Source organism: Sphingopyxis witflariensis (assembly GCF_002205635.1).
Classification (GTDB): domain Bacteria; phylum Pseudomonadota; class Alphaproteobacteria; order Sphingomonadales; family Sphingomonadaceae; genus Sphingopyxis; species Sphingopyxis witflariensis.
This window is the reverse complement of the sequence record NZ_NISJ01000011.1, coordinates 74,337-87,876: the sequence shown is the minus strand read 5'-3', so window position 1 is coordinate 87,876 and position 13,540 is coordinate 74,337. Positions and strand designations below refer to the sequence as shown.

Annotated in this window: 14 protein-coding genes; 9 read left to right on the top strand and 5 right to left on the bottom strand. The window is 61.9% G+C overall.

Features of this window, described 5'->3' with window-relative positions; genetic code table 11:
- The first annotated feature begins 51 nt into the window (after positions 1-51).
- The 5 genes from CDQ91_RS21900 (at position 52) to CDQ91_RS17220 (ending at position 6,714) form a co-directional block, all read left to right on the top strand.
- Positions 52-774, top strand: coding sequence for an OmpA family protein (locus CDQ91_RS21900; protein WP_088473934.1), 723 nt, complete (start codon positions 52-54; stop codon positions 772-774).
- Complete coding sequence (locus CDQ91_RS17235) at positions 774-2,168, top strand: TolC family protein (protein WP_088473933.1); 1,395 nt, start codon at positions 774-776, stop codon at positions 2,166-2,168. Before CDQ91_RS21900 ends, CDQ91_RS17235 begins: the two co-directional genes overlap by 1 nt.
- Positions 2,169-2,251: 83 nt before the next feature.
- Positions 2,252-4,357, top strand: coding sequence for a type I secretion system permease/ATPase (locus CDQ91_RS17230; protein WP_158213714.1), 2,106 nt, complete (start codon positions 2,252-2,254; stop codon positions 4,355-4,357).
- Positions 4,354-5,451 (top strand): cell wall hydrolase, encoded by a 1,098-nt coding sequence (locus CDQ91_RS17225; RefSeq protein ID WP_336580042.1) that lies wholly within the window; start codon positions 4,354-4,356, stop codon positions 5,449-5,451. The genes CDQ91_RS17230 and CDQ91_RS17225 overlap by 4 nt, the downstream gene beginning before the upstream one ends.
- A gap of 12 nt (positions 5,452-5,463) precedes the next feature.
- Positions 5,464-6,714: an HlyD family type I secretion periplasmic adaptor subunit gene (locus CDQ91_RS17220; protein ID WP_088473931.1), complete on the top strand. Its 1,251-nt coding sequence runs from the start codon at positions 5,464-5,466 to the stop codon at positions 6,712-6,714.
- On the opposite strand, the gene CDQ91_RS17215 is transcribed toward CDQ91_RS17220, so the two are convergent.
- The 3 genes from CDQ91_RS17215 to CDQ91_RS17205 all read right to left on the bottom strand — a co-directional run bounded on the left by CDQ91_RS17215 (position 6,711) and on the right by CDQ91_RS17205 (position 8,877).
- The gene (locus tag CDQ91_RS17215) at positions 6,711-7,766 is read right to left on the bottom strand and encodes a transglutaminase-like cysteine peptidase (RefSeq protein WP_088473930.1); all 1,056 of its coding nucleotides are present in this window, start codon (positions 7,764-7,766) and stop codon (positions 6,711-6,713) included. The two genes, CDQ91_RS17220 and CDQ91_RS17215, sit on opposite strands and share 4 nt — an antisense overlap.
- 142 nt (positions 7,767-7,908) lie before the next feature.
- Positions 7,909-8,529, bottom strand: a complete 621-nt coding sequence (locus CDQ91_RS17210; protein WP_088473929.1) for a GNAT family N-acetyltransferase — start codon at positions 8,527-8,529, stop codon at positions 7,909-7,911.
- A 108-nt stretch (positions 8,530-8,637) separates the two neighbouring features.
- Entirely contained in the window at positions 8,638-8,877 is a 240-nt protein-coding gene (locus tag CDQ91_RS17205; RefSeq protein WP_144036808.1) for an acyl-CoA thioesterase domain-containing protein, read from the bottom strand.
- Positions 8,878-9,091: 214 nt separating this feature from the next.
- Between CDQ91_RS17205 and CDQ91_RS17200 the strand changes: the two genes are divergently transcribed.
- Complete coding sequence (locus CDQ91_RS17200) at positions 9,092-10,570, top strand: flavin-containing monooxygenase (protein ID WP_088473927.1); 1,479 nt, start codon at positions 9,092-9,094, stop codon at positions 10,568-10,570.
- A 19-nt stretch (positions 10,571-10,589) separates the two neighbouring features.
- Here CDQ91_RS17200 and CDQ91_RS17195 read toward each other — a convergent pair whose 3' ends face one another.
- Entirely contained in the window at positions 10,590-11,372 is a 783-nt protein-coding gene (locus CDQ91_RS17195; RefSeq protein ID WP_088473926.1) for an SDR family NAD(P)-dependent oxidoreductase, read from the bottom strand.
- Positions 11,373-11,616: 244 nt separating this feature from the next.
- On the opposite strand from CDQ91_RS17195, the gene CDQ91_RS17190 reads away from it, so the two are divergent.
- The 3 genes from CDQ91_RS17190 (at position 11,617) to CDQ91_RS17180 (ending at position 13,063) form a co-directional block, all read left to right on the top strand.
- Entirely contained in the window at positions 11,617-11,997 is a 381-nt protein-coding gene (locus CDQ91_RS17190) for a nuclear transport factor 2 family protein (protein ID WP_088473925.1), read from the top strand.
- 77 nt (positions 11,998-12,074) lie between these two features.
- Positions 12,075-12,596: an Lrp/AsnC family transcriptional regulator gene (locus CDQ91_RS17185; RefSeq protein ID WP_088473924.1), complete on the top strand. Its 522-nt coding sequence runs from the start codon at positions 12,075-12,077 to the stop codon at positions 12,594-12,596.
- Positions 12,593-13,063, top strand: a complete 471-nt coding sequence (locus CDQ91_RS17180; protein ID WP_088473923.1) for an Lrp/AsnC family transcriptional regulator — start codon at positions 12,593-12,595, stop codon at positions 13,061-13,063. The genes CDQ91_RS17185 and CDQ91_RS17180 overlap by 4 nt, the downstream gene beginning before the upstream one ends.
- Positions 13,064-13,072: 9 nt before the next feature.
- Here the strand turns inward: CDQ91_RS17180 and CDQ91_RS17175 are convergent, their stop codons facing one another.
- Positions 13,073-13,540: a nuclear transport factor 2 family protein gene (locus CDQ91_RS17175; RefSeq protein ID WP_088473922.1), complete on the bottom strand. Its 468-nt coding sequence runs from the start codon at positions 13,538-13,540 to the stop codon at positions 13,073-13,075.

Genomic DNA, 13,540 nt, shown 5'->3' with positions numbered 1-13,540 from the left:
TCGCATTACGATAAAAAACCAGTGGATCAATAAAGTAGGGGCTATAGGAGCATGGGACACCAAAAGGCAAAATGGATGGCGGGGGCGGTTGTTGCGCTGGCGTGTGTCCAGCCTGGAAACGTCTTTGCCCAGGCGCTTGCCGACCTTCCGGTCCGCGAGCTGCGCGGTGAAGTGCAAAAACGGTATGACGCGGCGCTCGCGGCCGCGACCGATACGTCGGTCGTTTCGGCGAATAGCAATGTCTATACCTGGGCATCCGAAGCAAAGGTCCAGTGCGGTATCGCGCTCGGCTTTTTGAAGTCGGGTATCAAGGATGGCGAGAGCCTGCGGCGTTGCGATTTTGCTTATGGCATGATGACCCGCCGCCCGTCGCCGACGCCCGACGTGCCGATTGCGCCGCCGCTGCCACCCGCCGACAATTGTCCGCCGGAGGTGGCATCAACCTTCTTCTTCGACTGGGATTCGATCGTTGCGCCGGCCGATGCCGGTCAGTCGGTTGCTTTCATGTCCGACAACCGCGCCCGCTGCGGCTGGACGGCATTCACCGTCGTCGGGCACACCGACCGGTCGGGGTCCGACGCCTATAATGACAAGCTGTCCGTCGCGCGTGCGCGGGTGATTGCCGACATGATGGGTGCTGCGGGTATCCCGGCCGATACGATTGCCGTGTCGGGACGCGGCGAGAAGGATCTTCGGGTCGAAACATTGGATGGTGAACGAACGCCAGCGAACCGGCGTGTCGAAGTCAGAGTGAATGGAATGGGGGAACGTTGATGAAACCGCAGCTCAAGTGGACCGGCTTTGCTTCGGCCATCGCCATATCCCTTTTCGCAAGCTCGGCCTTTGCCGAGCCCGTCACCATGCAGAACGCCATGGCGGTCGCGATTGATTCCAATCCGCAGATCAACCAGGCCGAAATGAACAAGCAGGCGATCGAGTTTGAACTCGAGCAGGCGAAGGGCCTGTATCTGCCGCGGGTCACGCTCGAAATGTCGGCCGGGATCCGGCGGCTTGAAAATGCGACCCGTCGCAGCCTCGGCATTGCCGATGACGAGCTTTATCCGCTTGAAATGTCGATGCGAGCCGAACAGACGCTGATCGATTTCGGTCGGCGGCGTGGCGAAAAGATGCGCCAGGCTGCGCGGGTCGATGGTGCGGCGTTGCGCGTCCTCGAACGGTCCGAATTCATTGCCCTGCAAACTGCGCGGCAATATCTTGATGTCCTGCTGCAACAGCGGGTCGTCGCGGCCGCCGAAGATAATTTGACCTTCCACAACAGCCTGGTGTCCGACTTGTCGAGCGGTGTGACGGCGGGTTCGATCAGCGTCGCTGATCTGCAGCAGTCCCAGGAGCGCGCCAAGGCGGCAAGCGTGCGTGTGACGGAAGCCAGGGAAGCGCTGGCCAACGCGAAGATCGAACTGCTCGCGCTCAGCGGGTTGGAAGTCGAGGAAGTGCAAATGCCGCCGGCGATGGCGGAAAAGCTTCCGAGCAGCCTCAGCGAAGCCGTAGGCCTGACCAGGACGAAGCATCCGAAAGTCCTGGAGGCGCAGGCCGATGTCGATGCGTCCAACGCGGAGGCCAAGAAGGCGAAGGGTGATTTTTTCCCGACCATCGGCCTCGAACTGTCGGGTCGGGTCGGTGACGATATCGATGCCTTCCGCGGTGAGACCAACGATCTGCTCGGGCGCGTTGTGATGCGCTGGGACCTTTTCGATGGTGGGATCAATCGCGCGAAATATCAGGAGATGGTTCGTCGGGCGAGCGAAAGCCGGTTCCGCCTCCATGCAACCGAGCGCGATGCCGAAGCCGACACCCGCCGCGCATGGAACAGCCGCGAAACCCAGACCGCAGTGTTCCGCGACCTGGTTGATCAAAGCAAGGCGACCGACGATCTGCTCGTTTCCTATCGTCAGCAATTTTCGGTAGGCCGCCGCTCGTTGCTCGACGTGCTCGATGCACAGAATACGCGCTTCAACGTTCAGGTGCGGGCAGAAACGGCGCGTTTCTCGGAGCTGTTCGCAACCTATCAGGTGCTGGCTTCGACCAACAGCTTTCTTGAGGCGTTCAACTTGACCGCCCCGGAATCGCGCCGCGTCTATGCGCGCGAGAAGGTCAATTATGGTCCGCCGGCTCCGGCAGAACTACAGCGTCGCCGCTACCCTCAATAATTTATTCACAGGTTTGATTCTAAAAAGAAAATATCAAGATGACACGGAATCAATCCTCGGTGGCACGTATAGGCAAAGAGAGTATGGACGATCCACTGATCGTCTGTATTCTCTTTGTCGCGCAACATTTCGGCCAGAATTTTCAGCGTGGGGCGCTATCTGCACTGGCCCGTGACGAGAGGGGCTTTCTGCCCTTTCACCAGGCCGAAGCGGCGCTGGACCTGTGCTTCATCAACAATGAACGGCTGCGCGCGCGCAAGATAAGCAATCTGTCGCGCGACCTGCCGGTGATCATCCGGCAGAAGGACAAACGCTGCGCGGTTCTGCTCGAGACGCAGGGCGATCAATATCTCGTCTGGGAACCAGGCGCCGACGCGCCCGTCTGGGCCGACGAAGACGCGCTGGAAGAAAATTATGCGGGGCAGGCGATCGCCGTAACCGCCGACCCTACTGCCATCCGCGCTGAAGAGCGGCCGTGGGATGAAACCTCGAAGCGCCACTGGTTCTGGAGCGAAATTCGGCGGGTACGCCGCTCTTTCTATCCCGTTCTCGGCGCAGCGCTGATGATCAACCTGCTCGGCTTCGCCCTGCCGTTGTTCACGATGAACGTCTATGATCGCGTGATCCCCAACAAGGCGGTTTCCAGCCTTTGGGTTCTTGCCGTCGGGGCGTTGCTCGCCTTTGCCATCGAATTTGCGCTGCGCCTTGCGCGTGCGACGCTGCTCGATGATCTGGGCCGCGAACTCGACGTCAAATTGTCGGAAAAAATCTTCTCGAAGGTGCTGAACATGCCGCTCGCGGATCGCCGCGGCAGCACCGGGATGCTCGCGCGACGGGTGTCCGAATTTGAATCGGTGCGCGATTTCTTTGCCTCGACAACGATCGTCCTTCTGGTCGATGTCGCCTTCCTCTTTCTGTTCCTGATCATGATTTCCGTCCTCGCGGGTTGGCTGGCGCTGATTCCGCTGTCGATCATCGTGGTGATGGGCGTCGCAGGCTATTTCCTGCAACGGCAGATGGTGCAGGCCTCGCTCGACAATCAGGCCGATTCGAGCATCCAGCATTCGATGCTGGTCGAAGCGATCGGGGGAACCGAAACGATCAAGAGTTGCGCGGCCGAAGGACAGATTCTGGGCCAGTGGCGCCGGATGGTCGACACAAGCGCACGGACGCAGGCGAGCCTGCGCCGGACCGGCGCCGCCGCGATCAACCTTGCGACATGGGCGCAGCAGTTTTCGAGCCTCGCCCTTGTTGTGGGCGGTTTCTATCTGTTCGATTCCGGCAAGATTTCGATGGGCGCAATCATCGCCATCGTCATGCTGGCGGGACGTTCGATGGCGCCGATCGGACAACTGGCCTTCCTGATGACGCGCGGGCGTCAGGCATGGACGACAATGGCCAGCATCCAGCAGATGATCGAGGCCGACGACGAACGCCGGATGGGCAGCAGCACGCTGAACCTGACGATCGACAAGGGGCATACTGTCGTCGAAGGCGTCTCTTTCACTTATCCCGGCGCGTCGGCGCCATCGCTTTCGGACATTAATCTGACGATAGATGCCGGAGAGCGGATTGCGATCGTCGGCCGGGTCGCGTCGGGCAAGTCGACGCTGGGGCGGCTTTTGTGCGGGCTTTACGCCCCCGAAGCCGGCAATATCTTTATCGACGGCCTCGACAGCCGCCAATATTCGCCCATCTATTTGCGGTCGCAATTTCGCTTCGTCGGGCAGGACGCAGTCCTGTTCAGCGGTTCGATCAAGCAGAATATGCAATATTGTGCGCCGTCGGCATCTGACGCCGATCTGATGGCGACGCTGCAGTCGATCGGCGCCGACCGGTTTATGGGCCGGGACGAGACGGGGCTTGACCGCGGCACCGGCGAACGCGGAAGCCAGCTTTCGGGTGGCCAGCGTGGTTTTCTCGCCATCGCCCGCGCGCTGGCGTCGCCTTCGCGCCTGCTGTTTCTCGACGAGCCGACGGGCGCGATGGATTCGCAAAGCGAACGGCTTTTCATCAACGCGCTTAAGGATGCCGTACCGGCGTCGCAAACCGTGGTGATCGCGACCCATCGCGAGGCCATCCTGCAGATGTGCGATCGCATCATCGTCATCGACGGCGGACGGATCATGGCCGATGGCCCGCGCGCCGAAATCCTGGCGCGGTCGACGACCAAGGAACCGGTGTCATGAGAGTGGAGCTCAACATCGCAGGGGACGGCGCCACCGCGACCGAAGCGCCTTGGGTGGATCCGGACGTCCTGCCGCCGCAGTCTTCGAAGAAGGTGATGCTGGTTCTGCTCGTCCTTGCATTGGCGGCAGCGATGCTCCTTTTCGCCTCGACCAACGACCGGCTTGCGCGCGTTTTCGAAAATCTGGTCGCCAGCTGGACCGCCGATCCGGCCGTGAAGGCCAAGGCCGCCAAGCAAAAGGCGATCGCGAAACTGATTACCGAGACCGAGACGGGGTCGGTGGTCCCGACGGCCGAGGGCGCCGATGCCGTCGCCGGCAATGCCTTGCTTCCGATTTCGACCCTGCCGGTGGAGGCGGCACGACCGTTCCTGATGCCGACGATCTCGCAGGTCCAGGCGACGAACGCTCAGCGCTGCCTGACTCAGGCTATCTATTATGAAGCCGCGACCGAACCCGATGCCGGCAAGGCCGCTGTCGCGCAGGTGATCCTCAACCGTATGCGGCACCCGGCCTATCCCAATACCGTCTGCGGCGTGATCTATCAGGGCAGTTCGCGCCCCGGCTGCCAGTTCAGCTTTGCCTGCGACGGCGCGATGAGCCGTCCGCCCGTGCCCGCGCTCTGGCGTCGTGCCGCGGAGATTGCGCGCGCCGCGCTAAGCGGACATGTCGAAACGAGCGTTGGCATGGCAACGCATTATCACGCCAATTATGTCCTGCCGCGCTGGGCGCCCAAATTGACCAAGATTGAACAGATTGGCGCGCATATCTTCTATCGCTGGCCGGGTTCGTGGGGAAAGCCCCGCGCCTTTTCTGATGCGTATGCGGGCGCGGAATGGATTCCGGCGTTCAGCCAGCTCTATCACGGCGGCCCAGCGATCGAAGGTTTGCCGGGCGAAATCGTCCCGATCGATGCGATTGCCCCGGTTCGCGACCCGACCGACCGCCGCACCGACATCGACGTCGGCGGCCGCGTCGATGTGAGCAAGGGCTGGATTCCCAATATTCCCGATCCGACGCAGAGCAAATCGCGGTTCGACAGCCTGACGACCCAGCAAGGGACGCAGGCGGTATCCGAGCCCCAGAGTGATAAATAGAGGCGCGTTTTCATGTTGAAATTCTGGCAGCGCTTGCGCGGCAGTGAACAGATTATGGTGGCAGCCGCTGCCGGTTTCGTCCTGTTCCTGTTGTGGGCGAGCATCGCCCGCGTCGACGAGGTGACGCGTGGGCAGGGGCGCGTTATTCCGTCGTCAAAGGTCCAGATCATCCAGTCGGCCGAACCGTCGACGATCCGCGAAATCCTCGTCCGCTCGGGGCAGACGGTGAAGAAGGGGCAGTTGCTCGTTCGGCTCGACAATACGTCGTCGCAGTCGGAGCTTGGCCAGCTTGAAACCGAGAATGAGCGACTGGGCCAGCGCGCAGCGCGCCTCGCCAGCGAAGGCGGCGGGGCCGGATGCACCGGCGAAAGCTGTGGTGACGAAATGCGGCTTGCCCAGGTCCGCCGCTCGTCGCTGCAAAGCCAGCTGGCGGCGCTGTCCGCCGGGGTCGAACAGCGCCGCCGCGATATGGGGGAAGCGCAGGCCACCGCCTCCTCGCTCGAGAGCAGTCTGCGTCTGGCACGCCAGCAGGTCGATATGCTCGAACCGCTCGCTGCAAAGGGCGTCGTCCCCCAGACCGAACTTCTCTCCGCGCAGCGCGAGGTCGTCGATATTCAGGGGCGGCTCGCCGCGGCGCGTCAGGCGATTTCGCGATCGCAGGCCGCGGTACGCGAAGCGGGCGCCGAAGTGTCGCGCGCGCGGTTCGACTTCCAGCAGGAGGCGCTGAATGAGCGTAGCCAGCTGACGACCAAGATGGCGGTAAATCAGGAAACGATCCGTGGCGCCGAAGGCCGGCTCGCGCGATCTGAAATTCGTTCGCCAACGCGCGGTGTCATCAACGACCTGCTCGTCAACACCGTCGGCGGATATGTGAACGCCGGTGAGAAGATCATGCAGGTCGTGCCGCTGGGCGATAAATTGCTCATCGAAACCCGCGTGACCCCGCGCGACATTGCTTTCATCAAGGTAGGCGACCCCGCCAACGTCAAGGTCACAGCCTATGACTTCTCCATCTATGGCGGGTTGAAGGGGCGGGTTGTCCGTGTCTCGGCCGACAGCATTTATGACGAAGTCGAACGACAGGCCTATTTCACCGTCGTGGTCGAGACGAGCAACGCCTATCTCACGTCCAATGGTCGGCGCCTGCCGATCACGCCGGGGATGATGTGCGATGTTGAAATCGTGACCGGGAAAAAATCGGTGCTCAGCTATTTGCTGAAGCCGGTCTTGAAGGTCAGCGGGTCGGCATTGACCGAACGCTAATCGTTCAGCGCCAGCGCGACGCCTTTCCCGGACGCTGGTAGCGAAGCCAGATTCGGCGACGGCTGCAACCCGCGATAGGCATGCACCCAGCGCCGATTCTCGCTGAACGACAGGACGGGGCGTACCGAATTATGGTGGCTGCCATCATAGACGCGGTCGGTCATATTATCGAGGACGACTTTCCCCTCTGCCGTTTGTACGAGCAGGAAGGCATGGTCGCTGTTCGCCGCGAGATCGCGTAGCAGGACGAGCTTCATCCGGCTGGCATCGACGCCGGCGGCGCGGAGCAATTGCATTTTCAGGATCGCATAATCCTCGCAGTCGCCGCTGCCGCGTGCGATCGTCTGTTCGGCCGTCGCCCAGAAATCGCTCTGGCGATAATTGCGGTCGTCGTTGACATAGGCGATCTGCTGATTGACCCATTGATTGACGCGCGCCAGCAGGTCGCGCTCGCTCAGGCTTGACGTCGCATTGGCGCGGCGCAACTGCGTCTGCATCAGCCCCGCGGGTGCAGCGCGACGAACCCGATCCCAGCGATCGTCAAAGCGGGTCCGCTTGACGGGGATCGCCCGGGTGCCCAGTTCTGCTTCCGGGTCATAGGCGCCGCCGCTGTCCGAGGCATTGTCGAAGATCGACGGCGTATTGCCGTTCGGGAATAATCCCTCCGACGAACAGTTCCCGGCGCCGGGCGGCGTGAGGGCGATTGGTGCGCGGCTTGCGGGCTCCAGCGTCATGCGGACCGGGAAATTGCCCAGGCCGGCGGTGACAGGCACGGGCATACGGCGCGATGCCGGTGCGGCGATGGGGCCATCCTGCTGGGTTTCGCGAATGCGATCGAGCGCGCTAGGAGCGCCACCCAAAATGATGCGCGAAACATCGGGCCGGTTCCATACCGCGTTGCTGGATGCGGCCGTGCATTGAACCTCGGATTCAGCGTCGAGAAGCGTTGGCGAGGCCAGCGCGGCCGACGGCACGAGCAGGGTGGCGACCAGTGCGATCGAGACGGGAAGCCATCGCGATTCGCCAGCGACAAGATGGGCGTTCTTTCTCATGCTGCCGAATTTGCCGCGGCGGGATGAGGATTCGTTTCATGACGATAGTAAACACCGTCTTCAGTATGTTAACATATTGGAAACAGGCGGCTCAAAATCGGCGCTTAGCCACGCTCTTCTCAAAAAATGATAATGTCCTGGCTCACGTCATGGCTTGCGACGCGTTTCGCCACTGGTCACGGGTGAGCTCCCAATAGAGTGACAGTCGCGTCGATCCGTCGGCCCTGACGCTTTGCCGTTCGCCTCTGGCTATGAAGCCGGCGGCCTCGATAACGCGGGCCGATCGGGCGTTGTCCCTCGCGGCGGTGAGGCCGATCAGCCGAACCCCCAGATGTTCGAATATCCATCCAAAACTGCGCGCGGCGCCCATTTTTCCTCGGCCCTGACCTTGTGCATCGGCGCGCTGCGCGCCAGCGAGTTCGGCCGCCGAACGTTCGGGCCAGATGGTGAAATAGGAATAGCCCGCCACGGATTCCTGATCGTCGACCGTTACCGCCAATATCGCTTCGCCGCGCGTCTGCTTGTTGCGCGCATCCGAAATCCAGCCTGCGATTACATCAGGGGTGAACGGCCGGGGCAGGTCATAAATGGGGTCGGAGACCGCGGGGTCGGACAGCAGGACGATCAGACCCGCAACATGTTCGGGGCCGGCGATGCGATGCATAGGGCTGAGGAGTGAAAGGTCGGCGCTGCGAACGGCGGCGCATATGGTCGCTGCCTCCTGCGCGGTCACGTCGAGCCGTGTCGTTGGTGGCGCGCTCATTTTCCCAACAATCCTCTCTCTCTGAAGCCTCTGTTCCCGGGCTATCGCGCCGGCGCGCGCTCGCGCAGCACCAGTGTCTGCGTCGCGACGCCGATCGGGCCGTGCATGTCATACAGGCGCGACAGGCACTGGCTTGATCAATTCGATGCTCAGGCGCGACAACTGCCATTCGGGGTCCGGTACGGCGGCTTCGGCAAGATGCGCGAAGAGGGCGCCGGGGGCGCCGCCATGTTGCGCATGCGGGTCCCACGGGCCACGCGCCAGGATGCTGGGATGCCACACATTATCTTCTTGGACAAACACCGCGGCGGGCAAGGTGGGTGCTTCGGGCGATGAACTATGGGCCAATACCGTTCCTTGCAGGAGAAAGTCGACGTCGTCGCCCGCAGAAGGCGGGGGAAGGCATTAATCCAATGCCAATTTTCGACCAAAGGTCCAGTATCTCGAACCGGGTGATCGCACTTTCGGCCCCCTTCCGAATTCATCCATTTGAGTGATGTGGGCATCCGACCGCGACTTTAGGGAGGGGGCAATGCAAAACAGGAAATGGAGTGGATCGCCCATGCAACGCAATTTGGACCTGCGATATGTCGTCATCGGCGCCGGTATGTCGGGCATATTGGCCGCGATCAGCCTGCGCGAAAAGGGCTGTCGCAACGTCATACTGCTCGAAAAGGCAAAGACCGTTGGTGGCACATGGCGCGAGAACCGCTATCCGGGCCTCAACTGCGACGTTCCCGCCCACGCCTATACCTACAGCTTTGCGCCCAATGCCGAATGGAGCAGCTATCTCGCCCCCGGGCCCGAGATTCAGGACTATTTCGAAAAGGTAACCGCCGATTACCGGCTGCATGAAATCGCGCACTTCGGGCAGGAGGTCGACAGCTGCGCTTATGAAAGCGGCGTCTGGCGGATCACGACCAAAGCGGGGATGAATTGCGAGGCCGATGTCGTCATTACCGCGACCGGCGTGCTCCACCATCCGCGCATGCCCGACATTGCTGGGCTGGACGATTTTGCAGGAACCATCGCTCACAGCGCGCGCTGGGACGAGGCGACCCCGGTCGACGGGCAGCGCATCGGCGTGGTCGGCAATGGTTCGACGGGGGTGCAACTCGTCTCCGCCCTCGGCAGTCGTGCGGACAAGCTCAGCCATTTCCAGCGTTCGCCGCAATGGATCATGCCAGTGATCAACGAGCCTTATGACGAGGCGCAGCGCGACGCCTTTCGCCGCGACCCGGCACTGATCGACGCGATCCGCTATGACGAAGAATATCTCGCCAATGTTCTGCGTTTTACCGAAGGCATCATCCGGCCCGATTCAGACGAAATGCAGTTCATCGAGACGATGGTGTTGGGCTATCTGGAACAAGGTGTCGTCGACCCGGTGCTGCGCGAGAAGCTTCGTCCTGATTACCGCGCTGCGTGCAAGCGGCTGATCTTCTCGCCCGACTATTATCAGGTGGTCCAGCAGCACGACGTCGACGTCGTCATCGAGGGGATCGACCGGATTGAGGCCGAGGGCATCCGCACTAGGGACGGCGTACTGCACGAGCTCGACCTTATCATCCTCGCCACGGGTTTCCACAGCGACCGATTCATTCGTCCGGCGGTCGTCACCGGGCGCGGCGGGGTCGCGCTCGACGATGTCTGGCGCAAGCATGCGACCGCTTACAACGCGATCTCGCTGCCTGATTTCCCGAACTTCTTCTTCCTCAACGGGCCAACCGGGCCGGTCGGCAACTTCTCGCTGATCGACGTCGCGGAACGCCAATGGGGTTATATCGAGCAGTTGCTCGACAAGGTGACAACAGGCGAATGTGCCGAGATTTCGGTCAGCGGCGACGCGATGGCGCGTTATGAAGAAGCGCGCATCGCGGCGGCGAAGGGCACGATCTTCGCTTCGGGCTGTTCGAGCTGGTATCTCGGCAAGGACGGCGTGCCGATGACCTGGCCGTGGAGCTATGGCCGCTTCGCCGAGGTGATGGCCGCCCCCGATTTCGGCGATTTCGACATGGTGACGGCCGAGGTCGCCGCCTGAGGGTGCGCCGCGGCGCCGCTTATTGTCGCTGCGACGAGATGTTGCCGCCGTCGACGACGATCTCGGCGGCGGTGATATAGCTGGCTTCATTGGACAGCAGAAAGCGCACGACGCGCCCGACTTCGTCGGCGGCGCCCAGCCGTTCGAGCAGGATGCGTCGTTCGAACCAGCCCTCGGGAAGATTGTCGACCGCGGGCTTGGTCATCGCGGTCAGGATCTGGCCCGGCGATACCGCATTGATGCGGATATTATCGCGGGCCAGCCGATCGGCGAGCGAGCGCACGAGCGACAACATGCCGCCCTTCGCCGCGCTATAGATCGGGTTGATCGCATTGCCGAGCGTCGCATTGATCGACGCGATGGCGACCACCGCCGATCCGGGGTTCGTCGCAAAATCATCGTACAGCTGCTGTGTCAGCAGTGCGAGCGGGCGCAGGTGGGTGTTGATCCCGGCGTCCCAGCTTTCCGCCGTAATCCCCTCAAGCGAACCCATGTCGACGATGCCTGCAGCGTGGACGAGGCCGCCGATCGGGCCCAGCGCCGTCCGGCTCGTCGCGATCGCGGCGGGATAGGCCGTGAGGTCGGACAGGTCGACCCCGACTGCCAGTGCCGTCACGTCAAACCGCTCCGCAATTGTGCGCGCTTCGGCTTCCGCCTTGGCGGCGTCGATATCCCAAAGCGCGACGCCGCGCCCGACCGCCGCCAGCGCCTGCGCCGAGGCGAGACCGATCCCCGATGCGCCGCCCGTGACGATCACAGCGGTTCCGGGCGCGCCGAGCGAAGGGGATAGATTGTCGGTCATGCTAATATTCTCCGGGACAGGAAAGGGTGGTTCGCCATAAGGGCTTCCTCGACGATACTTTGCGTTGATTTCATCGCGCTCATGCATATTTCGATTTTCGATGGACTTTTATCATCAATATCGTATCAATTTGAAAAAATAAATACGCAAACACGTAATATGAAGAAGAAAATGGCGAGTTCTGCAATGGCCATCCGGCGTGTTTTCCACCTCGTCATTTTCCGCATCCCTGGAGAGATATCTTATGCCCAGCCATGACGAAATGGTCCGCACCGTCGAACGCTATGTCGAGGCGTTCGACAAGAATGACGCCGCGATGGCAGCCGATCTTTATGCCACCGATGCGACGGTCGAGGATCCGATCGGCACTCCGATTCACCGCGGCCGCGATGCGATCCATGCTTTTTATGCGGCATCGATGCAGGCGAATGCCAAGCTTCGCCTCGACGGACCCGTGCGCACCGGCGGCGACTACGCGGCCTTTGCCTTCACGGTCCTTGTCGATTTCGGCGGGCCCAAGGAGATCGAGGTGATCGACACCTTCAAATTCGACGCCGAGGGGAAGGTGATGGAGATGCGGGCTTACTGGAATCCAGCCAATATGCGCGATACCGCAGCGGCATGACGCGGCGTTGACAGCGCCGCATTGATGCGGTCTGTGCTTCGCGAGAGAAGCCTGAGGCGAATTGGGGAGAAAAGGCGTTGCGAACCGCGACCAAGGCCGGGAAACGAACGCGCGGCAAGGCGGCAAATGCCGATCAGGGCGAAGACCTGCCGACGCTCGATGACGTCGATGAGCAGATCATCGCCGAACTGCGCAAGAACGGCCGGATCGCCAACCGCGATATCGCACGCGAGATGGGGCTCAACGAAGCCACGGTGCGGACACGGCTGCGCCGGCTGGAGGATGCGCGGATGGTGCGTGTTGTCGCGATGCGCGACCTGTCGGCGATGGGTTTTGGCTATCTGGCGCCCGTCGGGGTGCAGGTGAAGGGGCGGCCCGCGGGCGACGTCGGGGCCGACATTGCTGAACTAGAGCGTGTCATCACGGTCAATGTCGCGATTGGCACCCATGATCTGGAAATCCAGGTCGTCGCCGAAACGCTGGAAGAGATGCAGCATCTTTTGACCGGTGTGATCGCCAAGATCGACGGGGTTGAACGCATCTTTCCCAGCCTCGCGCTCAAAGTCCTCAAATATAATCCCGAATGGGCCCCGCTATGACCGGCAAGATCAACCTCGATGAGCTCGACCACAAGATCATCGAGCGACTGGGGCATGACGCGCGGGTGTCGAACCGCGAGATCGGCCGCGAATTCGACCTGACCGAAGGGACGATCCGGTCGCGACTGAAGCGCCTCCTCGACAATAAGGTGATCCGCGTCGCGGCGGTGACCAACGCCAATCGTCTCCGCAACCCGATCCTCGCCTATCTCTGGGTCGAGGCCGATACTGCGGCGGATATCGAAAATGTCGCGGAAAGCCTCGCGCGCCTGCCCGAAATCGGTTTTGTCGCCACGACGCTGGGACGCGCCGATGTGCTGGCGATGACGCTGGTGGAAAATGGCAATCAGCTGACCGATTTCCTCCACCAGACGATCGACAAGATCCCCGGGGTCCGACGGGTCAATTACAGCCTGGGTCAGAATTTCATCAAGCACGACTATCGCTGGTGCGCGCTGATCGATTGATCTGGCGCGCTATCCCGCGATCCAATCGGCCTTGATCCCATCCTCCGCCAATTTGCCATCGACGACCGCGCGCGGTTCCGACCGGGTGTAGCAGATCCGCCAACCTTCGGCGGTGCGGCGATAGCGGTCGTGATAGAAGCTCGCGAGCAGACGAAAGCTCCGCTCGCGTGGGTCATAGGTCGCAAAGCCCAGGTTCCACCGCGCCGTCGCGTCATCGCCGTCGACCTCGATCTCGCCATTATGCCCCTGGTGGACGTCGGTAATCGGCGTGCTCACGGCCATTTGCGTGAACACGCCGATCAGCCCGTCGACATCGAATTCGCCGATCGGCGGGAAGTCGATCACCGCGTCCGCCGTGAAGCAGGCGCGGATTGCGGCGACATCCTTGGCGTCGCAGGCGTTCAGATAGCGCGCCTTCAGGCGGCGGATGTCGCTTTCGGCCTCCAGCCGCGCGATGCGGGATTCGATGTCGACCAT

Excerpts from the sequence above, each read along its gene's own strand:
- CDQ91_RS21900 (WP_088473934.1), top strand. The coding sequence starts at position 52 with ATGGGACACCAAAAGGCAAAATGGATGGCGGGGGCGGTTGTTGCGCTG.
- CDQ91_RS17235 (WP_088473933.1), top strand. The coding sequence starts at position 774 with ATGAAACCGCAGCTCAAGTGGACCGGCTTTGCTTCGGCCATCGCCATA.
- CDQ91_RS17230 (WP_158213714.1), top strand. The coding sequence starts at position 2,252 with ATGGACGATCCACTGATCGTCTGTATTCTCTTTGTCGCGCAACATTTC.
- CDQ91_RS17225 (WP_336580042.1), top strand. The coding sequence starts at position 4,354 with ATGAGAGTGGAGCTCAACATCGCAGGGGACGGCGCCACCGCGACCGAA.
- CDQ91_RS17220 (WP_088473931.1), top strand. The coding sequence starts at position 5,464 with ATGTTGAAATTCTGGCAGCGCTTGCGCGGCAGTGAACAGATTATGGTG.
- CDQ91_RS17215 (WP_088473930.1), bottom strand. The coding sequence starts at position 7,766 with ATGAGAAAGAACGCCCATCTTGTCGCTGGCGAATCGCGATGGCTTCCC.
- CDQ91_RS17210 (WP_088473929.1), bottom strand. The coding sequence starts at position 8,529 with ATGAGCGCGCCACCAACGACACGGCTCGACGTGACCGCGCAGGAGGCA.
- CDQ91_RS17200 (WP_088473927.1), top strand. The coding sequence starts at position 9,092 with ATGCAACGCAATTTGGACCTGCGATATGTCGTCATCGGCGCCGGTATG.
- CDQ91_RS17195 (WP_088473926.1), bottom strand. The coding sequence starts at position 11,372 with ATGACCGACAATCTATCCCCTTCGCTCGGCGCGCCCGGAACCGCTGTG.
- CDQ91_RS17190 (WP_088473925.1), top strand. The coding sequence starts at position 11,617 with ATGCCCAGCCATGACGAAATGGTCCGCACCGTCGAACGCTATGTCGAG.
- CDQ91_RS17180 (WP_088473923.1), top strand. The coding sequence starts at position 12,593 with ATGACCGGCAAGATCAACCTCGATGAGCTCGACCACAAGATCATCGAG.
- CDQ91_RS17175 (WP_088473922.1), bottom strand. The coding sequence starts at position 13,540 with ATGGTCGACATCGAATCCCGCATCGCGCGGCTGGAGGCCGAAAGCGAC.